Source organism: Pseudomonas sp. No.21, from assembly GCF_054558415.1.
The window spans coordinates 12315-26877 of the sequence record NZ_BAAJNO010000018.1; the positions used below are offsets into that span (position 1 = coordinate 12315).

General features: G+C 68.0%; 14 protein-coding genes. 8 read left to right on the forward strand and 6 right to left on the reverse strand.

Going from position 1 to position 14563, the window contains the following annotated elements; all coding sequences use genetic code 11:
• The first annotated feature begins 115 nt into the window (after positions 1-115).
• Both ACYJSS_RS27535 and ACYJSS_RS27540 read left to right on the forward strand, forming a co-directional pair.
• Positions 116-319 carry a DUF2788 domain-containing protein gene (locus ACYJSS_RS27535; RefSeq protein WP_021221994.1) on the forward strand — a complete coding sequence of 68 codons (204 nt, stop codon included), beginning with the start codon at positions 116-118 and terminating at the stop codon, positions 317-319.
• A 74-nt stretch (positions 320-393) separates the two neighbouring features.
• Positions 394-786: a globin gene (locus tag ACYJSS_RS27540; protein ID WP_111261484.1), complete on the forward strand. Its 393-nt coding sequence runs from the start codon at positions 394-396 to the stop codon at positions 784-786.
• Between the two features lie 26 nt (positions 787-812).
• Here ACYJSS_RS27540 and ACYJSS_RS27545 read toward each other — a convergent pair whose 3' ends face one another.
• Complete coding sequence (locus tag ACYJSS_RS27545; RefSeq protein ID WP_236206126.1) at positions 813-1382, reverse strand: pseudouridine synthase; 570 nt, start codon at positions 1380-1382, stop codon at positions 813-815.
• 152 nt (positions 1383-1534) lie between these two features.
• Here ACYJSS_RS27545 and ACYJSS_RS27550 point away from each other — a divergent pair, with 152 nt between their 5' ends.
• Positions 1535-2590, forward strand: coding sequence for an MBL fold metallo-hydrolase (locus ACYJSS_RS27550; RefSeq protein WP_236206114.1), 1056 nt, complete (start codon positions 1535-1537; stop codon positions 2588-2590).
• A 263-nt stretch (positions 2591-2853) separates the two neighbouring features.
• Here ACYJSS_RS27550 and amn read toward each other — a convergent pair whose 3' ends face one another.
• Positions 2854-4335, reverse strand: a complete 1482-nt coding sequence (gene amn, locus ACYJSS_RS27555; protein ID WP_111261487.1) for an AMP nucleosidase — start codon at positions 4333-4335, stop codon at positions 2854-2856.
• Positions 4336-4479: 144 nt separating this feature from the next.
• Between amn and ACYJSS_RS27560 the strand changes: the two genes are divergently transcribed.
• Positions 4480-5208: a hypothetical protein gene (locus ACYJSS_RS27560; protein WP_236206113.1), complete on the forward strand. Its 729-nt coding sequence runs from the start codon at positions 4480-4482 to the stop codon at positions 5206-5208.
• A gap of 58 nt (positions 5209-5266) precedes the next feature.
• Here the strand turns inward: ACYJSS_RS27560 and ACYJSS_RS27565 are convergent, their stop codons facing one another.
• From ACYJSS_RS27565 to ACYJSS_RS27575, 3 genes are all read right to left on the reverse strand, one after another.
• Complete coding sequence (locus ACYJSS_RS27565; protein WP_236206112.1) at positions 5267-6916, reverse strand: acyl-CoA dehydrogenase family protein; 1650 nt, start codon at positions 6914-6916, stop codon at positions 5267-5269.
• 10 nt (positions 6917-6926) lie between these two features.
• The gene (locus ACYJSS_RS27570) at positions 6927-7562 is read right to left on the reverse strand and encodes a TetR/AcrR family transcriptional regulator (protein WP_111261490.1); all 636 of its coding nucleotides are present in this window, start codon (positions 7560-7562) and stop codon (positions 6927-6929) included.
• Positions 7563-7668: 106 nt separating this feature from the next.
• Entirely contained in the window at positions 7669-10062 is a 2394-nt protein-coding gene (locus ACYJSS_RS27575; RefSeq protein ID WP_111261535.1) for a hybrid sensor histidine kinase/response regulator, read from the reverse strand.
• A gap of 299 nt (positions 10063-10361) precedes the next feature.
• On the opposite strand from ACYJSS_RS27575, the gene ACYJSS_RS27580 reads away from it, so the two are divergent.
• From ACYJSS_RS27580 to ACYJSS_RS27595, 4 genes are all read left to right on the forward strand, one after another.
• Positions 10362-11159, forward strand: coding sequence for a hydroxymethylpyrimidine/phosphomethylpyrimidine kinase (locus ACYJSS_RS27580; protein WP_111261491.1), 798 nt, complete (start codon positions 10362-10364; stop codon positions 11157-11159).
• Entirely contained in the window at positions 11156-11785 is a 630-nt protein-coding gene (thiE, locus tag ACYJSS_RS27585; RefSeq protein WP_111261492.1) for a thiamine phosphate synthase, read from the forward strand. Before ACYJSS_RS27580 ends, thiE begins: the two co-directional genes overlap by 4 nt.
• A gap of 37 nt (positions 11786-11822) precedes the next feature.
• Entirely contained in the window at positions 11823-13112 is a 1290-nt protein-coding gene (hemL, locus tag ACYJSS_RS27590; protein ID WP_111261493.1) for a glutamate-1-semialdehyde 2,1-aminomutase, read from the forward strand.
• A 176-nt stretch (positions 13113-13288) separates the two neighbouring features.
• Positions 13289-13837, forward strand: coding sequence for a tetratricopeptide repeat protein (locus ACYJSS_RS27595; RefSeq protein WP_111261494.1), 549 nt, complete (start codon positions 13289-13291; stop codon positions 13835-13837).
• 284 nt (positions 13838-14121) lie between these two features.
• Here the strand turns inward: ACYJSS_RS27595 and ACYJSS_RS27600 are convergent, their stop codons facing one another.
• Positions 14122-14451: a DUF1820 family protein gene (locus ACYJSS_RS27600; RefSeq protein WP_111261495.1), complete on the reverse strand. Its 330-nt coding sequence runs from the start codon at positions 14449-14451 to the stop codon at positions 14122-14124.
• Positions 14452-14563 lie beyond the last annotated feature (112 nt).

Sequence of the window (14563 nt, forward strand, 5' to 3'; positions counted from 1 at the left end):
GCCAATAAAGAGCCTCAGGCTCGCAGAACAACAACCGCAGCCCCCGCCCTCACGGCATCACTGCCCGGCGCCCTCTCGCGCCAGGCCTGATTCGTTTCGCTGCTAGAGGTTGAGAATGAGCCCCGAGAAATTCGAAGAGTGGATGATGACCGCAATGATCGCCGGCCTCGTGCTGTTCATGGCGTTCATCGTCTGGGACCTCGCCAAGAAGTCCAAGGCCGGCCGCTTCGGCACCTTCATCCTGTTTCTCGCCCTGGGTCTCGGTGTACTCGGCTTCGTCATCAAGTCCCTGGTGATCGGCGGCCTCGAAGGCATGTAAAAACCTCACCCGCGCCTCCCGTGCCGGCAAGGTCGCCTGCGCGGGCGGCTTCGTTTTTCCTGCCTGGAGACAACATGAACGCCACCGATCGCGTCATGCAGAGCTATGGACGCTGCTGTGCCAACCCCGACTTCTTCGATGCCTTCTACCGGCGCTTCCTCGACAGCTCGCCGCAGATCCGCGCCAAGTTCACCGAGACCGACATGCCGGCACAGAAGGCGCTGCTGCGCCAGGGCATCCTCAACCTGGTGATGTTCGCGCGCGGCATGCCCGACACCAAGCTGCGCGCCCTCGGCGCCACGCACTCCCGCGAGGGCTTCGACATCCGCCCCGAGATGTACGACCTGTGGGTGGAGTCGTTGCTGCTGACCATCGCCGAGCACGACAAGGAACACAGCAACGAGGTACGCAGCGCCTGGCGCGAGGTGCTGAACAAGGGCATCGAAGTGATCAAGTCCTTCTACTGATCAGCCCCTGATCCAGCCGCCGGCGCTCAGTCCAGACGCGCCGGCACTTCCTTCCATTGCCCGAGCCCCAGCCCATCCAGGGCGAAGGGGCCGATGCGCACGCGCACCAGGCGCAGGGTCGGCAAGCCGACGGCCGCCGTCATGCGCCGCACCTGGCGGTTGCGCCCCTCGCGGATCACCAGCTCCAGCCAGGCCGTGGGTACGCTCTTTCGGAAGCGCACGGGCGGGTCGCGTTCCCACAGTTGCGGCGCCTCCAGCAGGCGCGCCTCGGCCGGCAGGGTCGGGCCGTCGTTGAGTTCGACGCCGTCACGCAGGCGCTGCAGCTGTTCTACGTTGGGCTCCCCTTCCACCTGCACCCAGTAGGTCTTGGCCAGCTTGTGCCTGGGGTCGGCGATGCGCGCCTGCAGGCGGCCGTCGTTGGTCAGCAGCAGCAGGCCCTCGCTGTCGCGGTCCAGGCGCCCGGCGGGGTAGATGCCAGGGATGTCGATGAAGTCCTTGAGGGTGGCGCGCCCTTCCCCATCGCTGAACTGGGTGAGCACATCGAACGGCTTGTTGAACAGCACCAGGCGCGGCTCGGCCGGCGGCGCCTTGGCCACGCGGCGGGGAGCAGCGGGCTGGGGGCGACGGGAGGAAGGGCGAGGAGAGCGCGGCGGGCGGGACGACATGGCTGGTTACGAGCGGCAGTGGACAGGGTATCGGAAGCGCATGCTAGGTTGAGCGCCCCCCCACCGCAAGAGCGAGGACCGCCATGCCCCGTGCGTTACGCCCCACCTGGCTGATCAGCCTGATGACCCTGGCCGGCTGCGCGGGCGCACCCTACCAGGGGCCGGCCACGGACCACTTCGATGGCCAGCGCTTCCACAACATCGAGCCCAAGCCGCACAAGGACCTGTGGGCGGTGCTGAAGTGGCAGTTCAACCGCGAGAAACAGGCGCCCTGGGTGGAAGAACCCATCGCCGAGACGCCCGAGGTGGTCGAGCGGGTGCAGGGCGACGAACTGCGGGTCACCTACATCAACCACGCCACCGTGCTGATCCAGCACCGCGGGCTCAACATCGTCACCGACCCGGTGTGGTCGCAACGCGTCAGCCCCTTCAGCTTCATCGGCCCGCGCCGCCACCAGCAGCCGGGGCTGAGCCTCGACCAGCTGCCGCCCATCGACCTGATCCTGGTCAGCCACAACCACTACGATCACCTGGACCTGGAAAGCCTGCGCGGCCTGGCCGAGCGCTTCCCCCTGGCCACCGTCGCCACCGGGCTGGGCAACGGCCCGCTGATCCGCGAGACCGGCTTCGCCCGCGTGGTGGAACTGGACTGGTGGCAGGAACTGCCGCTGAACGACGCGCTCACCCTGCATTCGGTACCGGTGCAGCACTGGTCGGCACGCACCCGCAGCGACACCAACCGGACCCTGTGGATGGGCTTCGTGGTGACTTCTCCGGACGGCCCGCTGCTGTTCCCCGGCGATACCGGGCTGGGGCCGGAGTTCCGCCTGATCCGCGAGCGCTTCGGGCCCATGCGCTTCGCCGCCCTGCCCATCGGCGCCTACGCGCCGCGCTGGTTCATGCGCGACAACCACATGAACCCGGACGATGCGGTGCAGGCCCACAAGCAGCTGGATTCGCGCAACAGCCTGGCCATCCACTTCGGCACCTTCAACCTCACCGACGAAGGCCAGTACGCCCCGCCCCGGGACCTGGCCAAGGCGCTGGCGGACTGGAACGTCGACGCCGACAACTTCCGCGTGCCGAAGCCGGGCTACCAATGGCTGGTGCCGGTGATGGCGCCGGCAGGGGCGGAGTGAAGCCCATCGCGAATCAATTCGCTCCTACGGGGGCGGCGGTGCTGCGCGCCGCTTGGCGACTGAAGTCCGCCCCTGCAAAAGCGGGCCCACTCACGGAGGTGACCGCTGCGTAGGGTGGAGGTCGCTTCTTATCTCCACCAAGCGGAATCGAGTCCGGCCACCAAGGCATCCCGCGACCTGTACCGAACGGCTGGGACCAGTCGACCTGCGCCCATGAAAGAAAAGGGCCGCATCATGCGGCCCTTGTCGTTATCCACACCCCATCAACGGAACGGCGGCTCGTCGAAGCTGCGCAGCTTGCGCGAGTGCAGCGAGTTGAGCTGGTTGCGCAGCAGGTCCAGCGCGGCGATGCCGATGCGCAGGTGCTGGCTGACGGCACGCTGGTAGAAGGCGCTGGCCGAGCCCGGCAGCTTGATCTCGCTGTGCAGGGGCTTGTCGGAGACGCACAGCAGCGTCCCGTAGGGCACCCGCAGGCGATAGCCCTGGGCGGCGATGGTGCCGCTTTCCATGTCCACCGCCACCGCGCGCGAGAGGTTGATCAGCGGGCGCTCCTGGGCCCAGCGCAGTTCCCAGTTGCGGTCGTCGTAGGTGAGCACGGTGCCGGTGCGCAGGCGCCGCTTGAGGTCTTCGCCGCGCTCGCCGGTGACCAGCGCCGCGGCGTCCTGCAGCGCCTGCTGCACCTCGGCCAGGGCCGGCAGCGGGATGTGCGGCGGCAGCACCCGGTCGAGGATGCCGTCGCGGCGCATGTAGGCATGGGCCAGCACGTAGTCGCCGATGGTCTGCGACTGCCGCAACCCGCCGCAGTGGCCGATCATCAGCCAGCAGTGCGGACGCAGCACCGCCAGGTGGTCGGTGATGTTCTTGGCGTTGGAGGGGCCGACGCCGATGTTCACCAGGGTCACGCCGTGGCCGTCGGCGGCGATCAGGTGGTAGGCCGGCATCTGGTAGCGGTGCCAGACCACGCTGTCGATCACCGCCTGCATGGTCTCCTCGTTCATGTCCCGCTCCACCAGCACGTTGCCGGGCAGCACCATGCGCACGAAGCGCGGGTCCTCGCGCAGCTGGGTCACCCCGTGCTGGATGAACTGGTCGACGTAGCGGTGGTAGTTGGTCAGGAGGATCCAGGGCTGGACATGACGCCAGTCGCTGCCGGTGTAGTGCACCAGGCGGCGCAGGGAGAAATCCACCCGCGCGGCGTCGAACAGCGCCAGGGGCAGCGGGTCGGCCTGCTCCCAATCGTAGAGCCCGTCGGCGACGCCGTCGGTCGCGGCGGACAGGTCGGTGCTGGGGAACACCCGCGCCAGGGCGGCGGCGGTCACGTCGGTGCCGGCCAGCTCATCGCCCTGCTCCACCACATAGGGGTAGGGGATGTTCTGCTGGCTCACGCCCACTTCCACCTGCACGGTGAAGTCGCTCATCAGCGGGCGCAACTGCTCCAGCAGGTATTTGCGGAAGGCCGCGGGGTGGGTGACGGTGACGCTGTAGGTGCCCGGCACCTGCATCTTGGCGTAGGCACGGACGGTGGAGGGCACCTCGCCCTGGCAGCGGTAGGTGATGCGCAGCTCCGGGTAGCGGAACTGCGCGCGCTGGCTGGCGTCCGGCTCGACCCGCTCCTTGAGGTAGAGCTTGAGGGCCTGGCTCAGCGCGGAGGTGGCGCGGCCATGCAGTTCGGCCAGACGGTCGACGGCCTCTTCGGCGGTACTGGCGATGAGAAACTCGGCGGAATCCTGGGTCACGATCGGCATCCTGTCTGTGCGAACAGGTTCTATCTTGCCGGTGTCCGGGCCCGCGGCATAGAGCCTTCTACGCATTGCACGACGATTGCCCTCCCGTGGCACCGACGCGGCCCTGCAACTAGGCTTGAGCCACCCACCCGACGAGTCACCGCCATGCGCCCTTCTATCGCCCTGCTGCTGCCCGCCCTGTATTGCACCGCCCTGGCGGCCGGCGAACTGGATGGCCGCTACCAGGCCAACCTCGACGGCCAGCCCACCGAGTTGGTGCTGCGCCAGGACGGCCAGGCGGTGCAAGGGCTGTACGTGGAGAACGGCAGCCTGCAACTGGACCTTGCAGGCAGCTTCGACGGCCAGGTGCTGCGGGCGGAAATCAGCGTGCCGCAATCCGGCCAGGTGGTCGCCACCCTCGCCGCCCGCTACGCCGACGCCCAGCTCGCCACCCGCATCGCCGCCCGCGACCCACGCAGCGGCCAGGTGCTGGAGCGGGAGGCGCTGTTCCGCCGCGCCAGCCAGGCGAATAGCCAGGCACAAGCGAGCGCCGGCGACCTCGACCCGGCCCTGGTGGGCAACTGGGTGCACGAGAAGATCATCAACAGCGGCGGCGGTAGCGGCTTCGCGTCCTTCAACACCGTGATGACCCTGCGCCTGGGCGCCGACGGCAGCGTGGCGCAATGGGCCCGCTCCACCGGCGGTGGCGGCGACTGGAGCTACGACAGCCCCGGCGAACTCCAGTACAGCGGCCAATGGCGCAGCGACAACGGCGTGCTGCTGGTGCGCCAGCAAGGCGCCGCCGACTTCCAGCCCGCCGCCCGCTACCGCTTCAGCGACCCCTACCTGGTCACCGAGGGCACGGGCGGGAAGATGATCTGGCAGCGGCGTTGAACCGCTGATCAGAAAGATCGCCGGGCTTCACCCGACCTGCGACGCCACAGGCCGAGCGTTACACCAGATGCGGCGTGCTGCGCGCCAGCAGCGCCTCGACATCCACGCCGCGCGGCAGGGTGCCGTAGACGCGGCCGCCGTGGCCGAGGCGGCTGGCGATGAAGGCGTCGGAGACGGTGGCGTTGCCGGCTTCCAGCAACAGCTTGGCCTGCAGGCCCACGGCGACGTCTTCGGTGAGCTGGCGGGCGCGGTACTGGATGTCGGCAGTGTCATGGAAGGCAGCCTTGAGGTTGCCGATGTGGGCGGCCAGGCGGGCGTCGCCGTGGCCGTCGCCCAGTTCGGTGAACAGGGCGTCGAGCACGCCGGGCTCCTTGGACAGGGCGCGCAGCACGTCCAGGCACTGGACGTTGCCGGAGCCTTCCCAGATGGAGTTCACCGGCGCCTCGCGGTAGAGGCGCGGGAGGATGGTTTCCTCGACATAGCCCGCGCCGCCCATGCATTCCTGGGCTTCGTTGATCATTGCGGGGGCACGCTTGCAGATCCAGTACTTGCCCACGGCGGTGACCAGGCGGGCGAACTTGTCTTCCTGCTCGTCGTGGGCGTGGTCCAGGGCGCGGCCCATGCGCATGGTCAGGGCCAGCGCGGCTTCGCTTTCCAGGGCCAGGTCGGCGAGTACGTTCTGCATCAGTGGCTGCTCGGCCAGCACGCGGCCGCCGACCTTGCGGTGGGCGCAGTGGTGCGCGGCCTGGGTGAGGGCCTGACGCATCAGCGAGCTGGAGCCGATCATGCAGTCGAAGCGGGTCAGGGAGACCATCTCGATGATGGTGGGCACGCCGCGCCCTTCCTCGCCGATCATCCAGGCCAGCGCTCCGCGGTATTCCACCTCGCTGGAGGCATTGGCCCAGTTGCCCAGCTTGTTCTTCAGGCGCTGGATGTAGAACTGGTTGCGGGTGCCGTCCGGGCGGTGGCGCGGCAGCAGGAAGCAGGACAGGCCCTTGTCGGTGTAGGCCAGGGTGAGGAAGGCGTCGCACATGGGCGCCGAGCAGAACCACTTGTGCCCGACCAGCTCGTAGGCCTGGCCCGGCCCGGGAATGCCGACGGGGTGGGCGCGGGTGGTGTTGGCGCGCACGTCGGTGCCGCCCTGCTTCTCGGTCATGGCCATGCCGATGGTGACGCCGCTCTTCTGCTCCATGGGCAGGTTGCGCGGGTCGTACTGGGTGGAAAGGATCTTCGGCAGCCATTTCTCGGCGATGTCGGGCTGCAGCTTCAGGGCCGGGACGCTGGCGTAGGTCATGGTCAGCGGGCAGGCGTTGCCGGCCTCGGGCTGGTTGTGCAGGTAATTGAGGGCGGCGCGCGCCACCTGGGCGCCAGGGCGCGGGTCGGTCCAGGGCAACGAGGGGATGCCGGCGGCGATGGCCGAGGCCATCAGCTCGTGGTAGGCGGGGTGGAACTCAACCAGGTCGACGCGGTTGCCGTAGCGGTCGTGGCTCTTGAACACCGGCTTGTTTTCGTTGGCCAGGAAGCCCGCCGCCATCAGAGCGCCGCCGGCGGCAGCGCCATAGCGATCGAGTTGCGCCTCGGCCCAGCCGCCATCGTAGCGGCGGGTCCACTCCTGCAGGGGCAGGTCGAGGCGGTAGAGGTTGGCGCCGTCGAGGGACGGCACCTGGTTGAACACCTCATGGGTTTCGGCGAACGGGTGCAGGTTCATGGCGATTCTCCTAGGCAGGGGTGGCGGCGCCCACGGCGCGCAGGCAGAAGAAGACGAGGTTGCGGCTGACCAGGTCGAGGTCGGCCTGGGACTGTCCGGGCTCGCGGGCGGCCCGGGCGGGCGGTGACAGCGGGCCGACCAGGGCCTCGGCGATGGCGCCCACCAGGCAGGCGGCGGTTAGGGGAGTGGACAGGAGGTCGAACTCGCCGCTGGCACGGCCCTCCTCCAGCAGCTCGATGAAGAGTTCGGCGTAGGACTCGCGGTAGAGCAGGCGCTGCTCGTCCACTTCCTGGTCGACCGGCTCGGCGATCAGGGCGAAGGCCAGGCGCCGGCTGTTCCAGGCACGCGCGGCGAACTGGCGAAGGCCCTCGGCAAGGCGCCAGGTGGCGGTGCCGGGGCCCCGCAGCAGCTGGGCCAGGGTGTCCACTTCGATCTGGCTGGCAAGGGAGAAGACTTCGGCGGCCAGCTCGCCCTTGTTGCGGAAATGCCGGTACAGGCTGCCGGTGGCGACCCCCGCGTCCTCGGCAAGGGCCTGCATGGTCAGGGCGGCGAAGCCGCCTTCGACGACGCGCGCCAGGGCGCAATCGAGAATGCGCCGGCGCAGTTCCTGATCACGGTCGATACGGGAGGCGGTGACTCGGTACATGGTCTGAATCCTGATTCATCTCTTTCCAGTGAATCAGGATTCAGTTTTTGCCGGAAGCGGGATTAACGCCGAGAAAAAGGGGAAAAACGCCGCAGTCGAGTGGGCATCAGGCGTTGGTTTCCACCGGACGGCAGAGCAGCCAGTCGTGCAGCAGGGTGCGCAGCTCTTCGAACTTCACCGGCTTGGCCAGGTAGTCGCTCATCCCTGCCGCGAGGCAGCGCTCGCGGTCGCCGGTGTGGCTGTGGGCGGTGATCGCCAGCACCGGCAGGTCGGCGCAGGTGGGCATGCCGCGCAGGGCCCGGCAGGTGGCGAAGCCGTCCATCACGGGCATCTGGCAGTCCATCAGCACACCGTCCACGGATTCGCGCCGCAGCAGCTCCAGCGCCTCGGCGCCGTTGTCGGCCGTGCGCACGCGGTAGCCGAGCTTGAGCAGCATGCCGCGGGTCACCAACTGGTTGATGGCGTTGTCCTCCACCACCAGCACGGTGCATTGCTCGGGCCGGCGCTGGGCCTGGCCGGCAGCGCGACGTGGCGGGGCCACCTGCAATGGCGGCTGGGCCGGGCGGGTCAGTTGCACGTCCAGGCGGAAGCGGCTGCCCTGGCCAGGCTCGGATTCATGGGAAAGCTCGCCCCCCAGCAGCTCGACCAGTTGCCGGGCAAGGGCCAGGCCGATGCCCAGGCCGCCATATTCGCGGGTCATCGAGCCATCGATCTGGCGGAAGCGACGGTAGAGAGAGCCGTCGGCCGGGGTCTGGAAGCCGATGCCGGTGTCTTCCACCTCGATGCGCAACGCCAGGTCGTCGCCGCTGGCGTTCTCGCGGGCCACACGCAATGTCACGCCGCCGTGATGGGTGAACTTGATGGCGTTGTCCAGCAGGTAGCCGAGTGCCTGGGCGAGCTTGCCGGCATCGCCTTCGAGCATGTCGGGGAGGCTCTCGTCCAGCTCCAGGGTGAAGCTCAGGCCCTTCTCCTCGGCGCGCGGGGCGAACTGGGCGCGCAGGCTGTCGAACAGGCCGCGCAGGCTGAAGGTCTCGCGGCGGGGGTAGAGCTTGCCGGCCTGGAGCTCGGTCATGGCGAGGATGTCGTTGACCAGGCGCATCATGTCCCGCGCCGAGCTGGCCGCAGTCTTCTGGTACTGCTCCAGTTCGACATCGAGCCTGACCGTCTGCATCAGCTCCAGGGAACCGATCACGCCGTTCATGGGGGTGCGCAGCTCGTGGGTCACGGTGGCGAGGAATTCGTCCTTGAGGCGGTTGCTGTTGGCCAGTTCCTGGTTGAGCGCCTCCAGCTTGCGCCCGGCTTCCTGGAGGATGCGTGTGCGCTCCTCCTTCATGGCGTTGATGCGGTCGGCCAGGGCCAGGGACAGCAGCCCGACCTCCAGCGCGGAGCCGATCTGGCTGGCGTACATGGTGAGGAAGATGTTGGGCAGGTAGCCCAGCACCATCAGGGTGTTGATGGCGCCACCGATGAGGAAGGTGGTCCAGGCGAAGATGAAGTAGCGCGCCACGCGCATGCCGCGCAGCCAGGCGAGGACACCGGCGGTGAAGATGACCACGGTGAAGATCAGCGCCAGCGAGGTGGCCAGGCGCAGGGCGACGCCGTAGCTGGCCGCCAGCGACAGGACCATCACCAGGCCGCCCATGGCCATCAGGCCGAGCAGGGTCCGGTCCATCCACGGGCTGTGCTCGGCGGTGTGCAGGAAGCTGCGGGCGAACTGGCAGCCGAACAGCGCCGCCGAGCCGATCAGGAAGGGGGTCGCGGCGTTGGCCCACCAGGGGCTGTCGGGCCAGAAGAACTCGATGCCGGCACCGTTCACCGAGATCTGGTAGAGCCCGAACGAGGCGATGTAGAGGATGTAGTAGAGGTAGCTGGTGTCGCGGACGCTGAGGAAGATGAACAGGTTGTAGATCAGCATCACCAGCAACACGCCATAGATGATGCCGAGGACGTAGATGCGCCCGGGCTGCTCCTCCAGGTAGGCCTGCGGCGACCACAGGGCCAGCGGCGCCTGGATCGAGCCCTGGCTCTGCAGCCTCAGGTACAGGCGCTGGGGCTGGTTGGGCTGCAGGTTGAGGCTGAACAGGTAGTTGTTCTGCTTGATCTCGCGGCTGGCGAAGGGCAGCGCATCACCGGTGCGCTGGGCCAGGCGATAGCCGCCCTGGCCGTCGGGCAGGTAGAGCTCGAGGTGGTCCAGCGGCGGATAGGCCAGCTCCAGCAGCCAGGGCTGCTGGCCGCCCAGCGAGCGCGGCCGGTAGTCCAGGTCGACCCGCAGCCAGAACACCGAACGCGAATAGCCGGCATTGAGCACGGGCTTGTCATGGCGACGGAAGCTGTCTTCCAGGGCGGGCGAGGTGATATCGGCCAGGCTGGCGTCGCCGCGTACGTCCTCGAACACGTCCATGTGCCGGCCGAGAGGCAGCTGGCGGGTGTGCTCGTCGAATTCGACCGCCAGCACGGACGTGGAAAACAGGAGGAGAAAGAGAAGGAAGACGCGCCGCATGAGGCCCCGCAAAGGCCTGTCGCGCGCGTCGGGAAGTCCCTTCTTCCCGGGATGACGCGCCACGCGGGGCCTGGTTGTTCGAATTCGCTCACTCTAGCACAGCCAAAGGCCTGACGAAGAGGCACTCTGCCATATCGAACGAGCCGCTCTAGAACGGCTATTACAGGCAAACTACGAGACCGACGGAACGGCACTTGGGCAGGCGCTGCCGGGGCACGTCGCCGCTGAGGCGATTTGTCCGACAATGCGCGGCGCCCGGGCGGGCTCCGGCAGCGGGAAAAGTGATAAGCTCGCGCACCATGAAAAAGCCCATCTCCCGCCCCATCGTCCTCTGTCTTTCCGGCCACGACCCCAGTGGCGGCGCCGGTCTCCAGGCGGACATCGAAGCCCTGATCGCCCAAGGTTGCCACGCGGCTCCCGCCGTGACCGCCCTCACCGTTCAGGACACCGTCAACGTCTCCGACTTCCGCGTGCTCGATCGCGAATGGGTGCTGGCCCAGGCCCGTGCCGTGATCGCCGACCTGCCCGTCTCGGCCGTCAAGCTGGGCATGCTCGGCTCGGTGGAGATGGTCGAGACCGTGCTGGAGATCATGCAGGCCCTGCCGGGCGTACCGCTGGTCTGCGACCCGGTGCTGCGTGCCGGCGGCGGCGGTGCCCTGGGCAAGGACGAGGTCGGCTTCGCCATGCGCGAGCGCCTGCTGCCCGTCGCCACCCTGGCCACCCCGAACCTGCCGGAGGCGCGCATCCTCGCCGAGCTGCCCGAAGGCAGCGCCGACCAGTGCGCCGAGAAGCTGCTGCCGTTCGTCCAGCACCTGCTGATCACCGGCGGCCACGGCGACGAGACCGACGTGCACAACCGCCTCTACTCCCGCGACGGCGCCCAGCACACCTTCACCTGCCAGCGCCTGCCGGGCAGCTACCACGGCTCCGGCTGCACCCTGGCCAGCACCCTGGCCGGTCGCCTGGCACTGGGCCAGGACCTGGTCAGTGCGGTGGAAACGGCCCTGGACTACACCTGGCGCACCCTGCGTGACGCCGAGCAACCCGGTCACGGCCAGTTCGTGCCGCGTCGCCTGCCCCTGGATTTCTGCTCATGAAACTGCGCGGCCTCTACGCCATCACCGACAGCGCCCTGCTCGCCGATGGTCGCCTGCTGCCCTACGTCGAGGCGGCGCTCAAGGGCGGCGCGAGACTGCTGCAATACCGCGACAAGTCCGCCGACGAAGCCCGTCGCCTGCGTGAGGCCGAAGCCCTGCGCGAACTCTGCGCACGCCACGGCGCGCAGTTGATCATCAACGACGACGCCGAGCTGGCCGCACGCCTGAGCGTCGGCGTGCACCTGGGCCAGACCGACGGCTCCCTCGCCGCCGCCCGCGCCCTGCTCGGCCGCAACGCCATCATCGGCGGCACCTGCCACGCCAGCCTCGACCTCGCCGCAGCCGCCAGCGGCGAAGGCGCCAGCTACATCGCCTTCGGCCGCTTCTTCAACTCCCAGACCAAGCCCGGCGCCCCTGCCGCCACGCCCGACCTGCTGGAGGAAGCACGGCGCCGCTTCAACCTGCCGCTGGTGGCCATCGGCGGCGTGACCCAGGACAACGCCCCGGAGCTGATCGCCCGTGGTGCCGACCTGGTCGCCGTGATCCACGCCCTGTTCGCGGCCGACAGCCCCGCCGAAGTCGAGCGCCGCGCGCGCGCCTTCAGCGCGCTGTTCAACCCGGCCTGAGCCCCGTACGTACACCCGTTTCCAGAGAGAGCCCGACATGTCCCGTTCCGAAACCCTGTTCGCCAACGCCCAGAAACACATCCCCGGCGGCGTCAACTCGCCGGTCCGCGCCTTCCGGAGCGTCGGCGGCACACCGCTGTTCTTCAAGCACGCGGAAGGCGCCTACGTGACGGACGAGGACGACAAGCGCTATGTGGACTATGTCGGCTCCTGGGGCCCGATGATCCTCGGCCACGGCCACCCGGACGTGCTCGACGCCGTGCGCCGCCAGCTGCAGCACGGCCTCTCCTACGGCGCACCGACCGCCATGGAAACCGAGATGGCCGACCTGGTCTGCTCCCTGGTGCCGTCCATGGAGATGGTGCGCATGGTCAGTTCCGGCACCGAGGCCACCATGAGCGCCATCCGCCTGGCCCGTGGCTATACCGGTCGCGATGCGATCATCAAGTTCGAGGGCTGCTACCACGGCCACTCCGACAGCCTGCTGGTCAAGGCCGGTTCCGGCCTGCTGACCCAGGGCGTGCCCAGCTCGGCCGGCGTGCCGGCGGACTTCGCCAAGCACACCCTGACGCTGCCCTTCAATGACATCGGCGCCGTCGAGAAGATGCTCGCCGAAGCCGGCGCCGACGTGGCCTGCATCATCGTCGAGCCGGTCGCCGGCAACATGAACTGCGTACCGCCCGCTCCCGGTTTCCTCGAAGGCCTGCGCCGCCTCTGCGACCAGCACGGCGTGGTGCTGATCTTCGACGAGGTGATGACCGGCTTCCGCGTCGCCCTCGGCGGCGCCCAGGCCCACTACGGCGTGACGCCGGACCTCTCCACCTTCGGCAAGATCGTCGGTGGCGGCATGCCCGTGGGCTGCTTCGGCGGCAAGCGCGAAATCATGTCGCAGATCGCCCCGCTGGGCCCGGTCTACCAGGCCGGCACCCTGTCGGGTAACCCGCTGGCCATGGCCGCCGGCCTGACCACCCTCAAGCTGATCAGCCGGCCTGGCTTCCACGCCGAGCTGAGCGACTACACCAGCCGCATGCTCGACGGCCTGCAGCAACGCGCCGATGCCGCCGGCATCCCCTTCGTCACCACCCAGGCGGGCGGCATGTTCGGGCTGTACTTCAGTGGCGCCGACGACATCGTCACCTTCGACGACGTGATGGCCAGCGACGCCGAACGCTTCAAGCGCTTCTTCCACCTGATGCTGCAGGGCGGCGTGTACCTGGCGCCCAGCGCCTTCGAAGCGGGCTTCACCTCGATCGCCCACGGCAACGCCGAGCTGGCCATCACCCTGGACGCTGCAGAGCGCGCGTTCGCCGAGCTTAAAAAGGCCTGACCGCCTTTACGCGGCCGTTACATCCGGGAGCCCGGCCCAGTGGCCGGCGCCCGGATGCAAGGAAATCCGCGCAAAGACTTTGTAAGAAGCGCCTTGCTTATTTCATAATGTGACGGTCGGCGCGTTTCGCCGGCCGGGCCCGTCGCCCGCACTGCTTTTCGAGGCGTTGTGATTTCATGAACCGCACCGGCCGCATCCTGACCCTGGGCAGCCTGTTGCTCCTCTCCCCGCTGCTGGCCGAAGCCGGCGGCAACTCCCTGCTGATCCCGGCCACCGGGCGCTGCAGCCTGAATACGCAACCCGAAGACCAGCAGGAAGCCCTCTCCAACTGCCAGCAGGCCGCCAAAGCCGGCGACACCGAGGCGCAGTACGAGCTGGGCGAGTTCTACTACGACGGCAAGCGCACCCCCCGCGACCTGCACCAGGCACTGAACTGGTTCGAGCAGGCCTCCCTGAAAGGCAACGCCCAGGCGCAGTTCCGTCTCGGCAACATGTTCTTCCGTGGCGAAGGCGTGCCGGCCAGCAATGTGCAGGCCTATATCGTGCTGAAGATGGCTGCGGTGAACGGTTCGGACGAAGCGATGGACACCGCCGACATGGTCTCCGGCCAGATGCGTGCCGACGAACTGGAGATCGCCACCCAGGTGCTGGGCCAGATCTTCCGCAACTACCTGATCGAGCTGCAGACCGCCGACGGCGGCTCGCCTTTCGCGCCGTTGCCTTAGGAGCAGCTGGAAGCTGGAAGCTGGAAGCTGGAAGCTGGAAGCTGGAAGCTGGAAGCTGGAAGCTGGAAGCTGGAAGCTGGAAGAGCCTGGGGGATCGACGATGGTCGTCAACTCCAGGCTTTCTTGTTTTCGCAACCTGGACGTAGGGTGGACCACGCTTTATCGGTCCACCGCTCGGAGTCATGCCGAACACCGCTCCGCATGGGTTTCGCTACGCTAGCGGAACGCCGCCCGCCCCACCCTACACACGACACTTCCAGCTTCAGGCTTCAGGCTTCAGGCTTTCAGCTGCTCTTATCCGGCATCGGCATGGGGAACGGCATGACGTTGCCGGTGACCTTGGCTTCGCTGATCTTCGGCGTACCCAGGCGCTCGACTTCGTCGATGCGGATGATCGCGTGCATGGGCACGAAGCTGCGGACCACGCCTTCGAACTGGGCCTTGAGCTTTTCTTCGCTGGGGTCGACCACCACCTGGGTGCGTTCGCCGAAGACGAATTCCTCCACCTCCAGGAAACCCCACAGATCGCTCTGGTAGATCTGCTTGGCGTACATCTCGTACACCTGGCCCTGGTTGAGGAAGATCACCTTGTAGATGGGTTCGCGCTTGGTCATGGAGGAGGCGGCAGGAGGGGGAAGTTCGAGGGGCGCGAAGCATAGCACGGCTCCGGACGGTCAACGCTAGGAAGCCGGGGCCCTGCCGACTATAATGCGCGGTTCTTCGAAC

Coding starts and splice junctions, on each gene's coding strand:
- ACYJSS_RS27575 (WP_111261535.1), bottom strand. CDS start 10,062: ATGCGGCGCGTCTTCCTTCTCTTTCTCCTCCTGTTTTCCACGTCCGTG.
- ACYJSS_RS27565 (WP_236206112.1), bottom strand. CDS start 6,916: ATGAACCTGCACCCGTTCGCCGAAACCCATGAGGTGTTCAACCAGGTG.
- ACYJSS_RS27600 (WP_111261495.1), bottom strand. CDS start 14,451: ATGACCAAGCGCGAACCCATCTACAAGGTGATCTTCCTCAACCAGGGC.
- thiE (WP_111261492.1), top strand. CDS start 11,156: ATGAAACTGCGCGGCCTCTACGCCATCACCGACAGCGCCCTGCTCGCC.
- ACYJSS_RS27595 (WP_111261494.1), top strand. CDS start 13,289: ATGAACCGCACCGGCCGCATCCTGACCCTGGGCAGCCTGTTGCTCCTC.
- ACYJSS_RS27550 (WP_236206114.1), top strand. CDS start 1,535: ATGCCCCGTGCGTTACGCCCCACCTGGCTGATCAGCCTGATGACCCTG.
- hemL (WP_111261493.1), top strand. CDS start 11,823: ATGTCCCGTTCCGAAACCCTGTTCGCCAACGCCCAGAAACACATCCCC.
- amn (WP_111261487.1), bottom strand. CDS start 4,335: ATGCCGATCGTGACCCAGGATTCCGCCGAGTTTCTCATCGCCAGTACC.
- ACYJSS_RS27535 (WP_021221994.1), top strand. CDS start 116: ATGAGCCCCGAGAAATTCGAAGAGTGGATGATGACCGCAATGATCGCC.
- ACYJSS_RS27580 (WP_111261491.1), top strand. CDS start 10,362: ATGAAAAAGCCCATCTCCCGCCCCATCGTCCTCTGTCTTTCCGGCCAC.
- ACYJSS_RS27570 (WP_111261490.1), bottom strand. CDS start 7,562: ATGTACCGAGTCACCGCCTCCCGTATCGACCGTGATCAGGAACTGCGC.
- ACYJSS_RS27540 (WP_111261484.1), top strand. CDS start 394: ATGAACGCCACCGATCGCGTCATGCAGAGCTATGGACGCTGCTGTGCC.
- ACYJSS_RS27560 (WP_236206113.1), top strand. CDS start 4,480: ATGCGCCCTTCTATCGCCCTGCTGCTGCCCGCCCTGTATTGCACCGCC.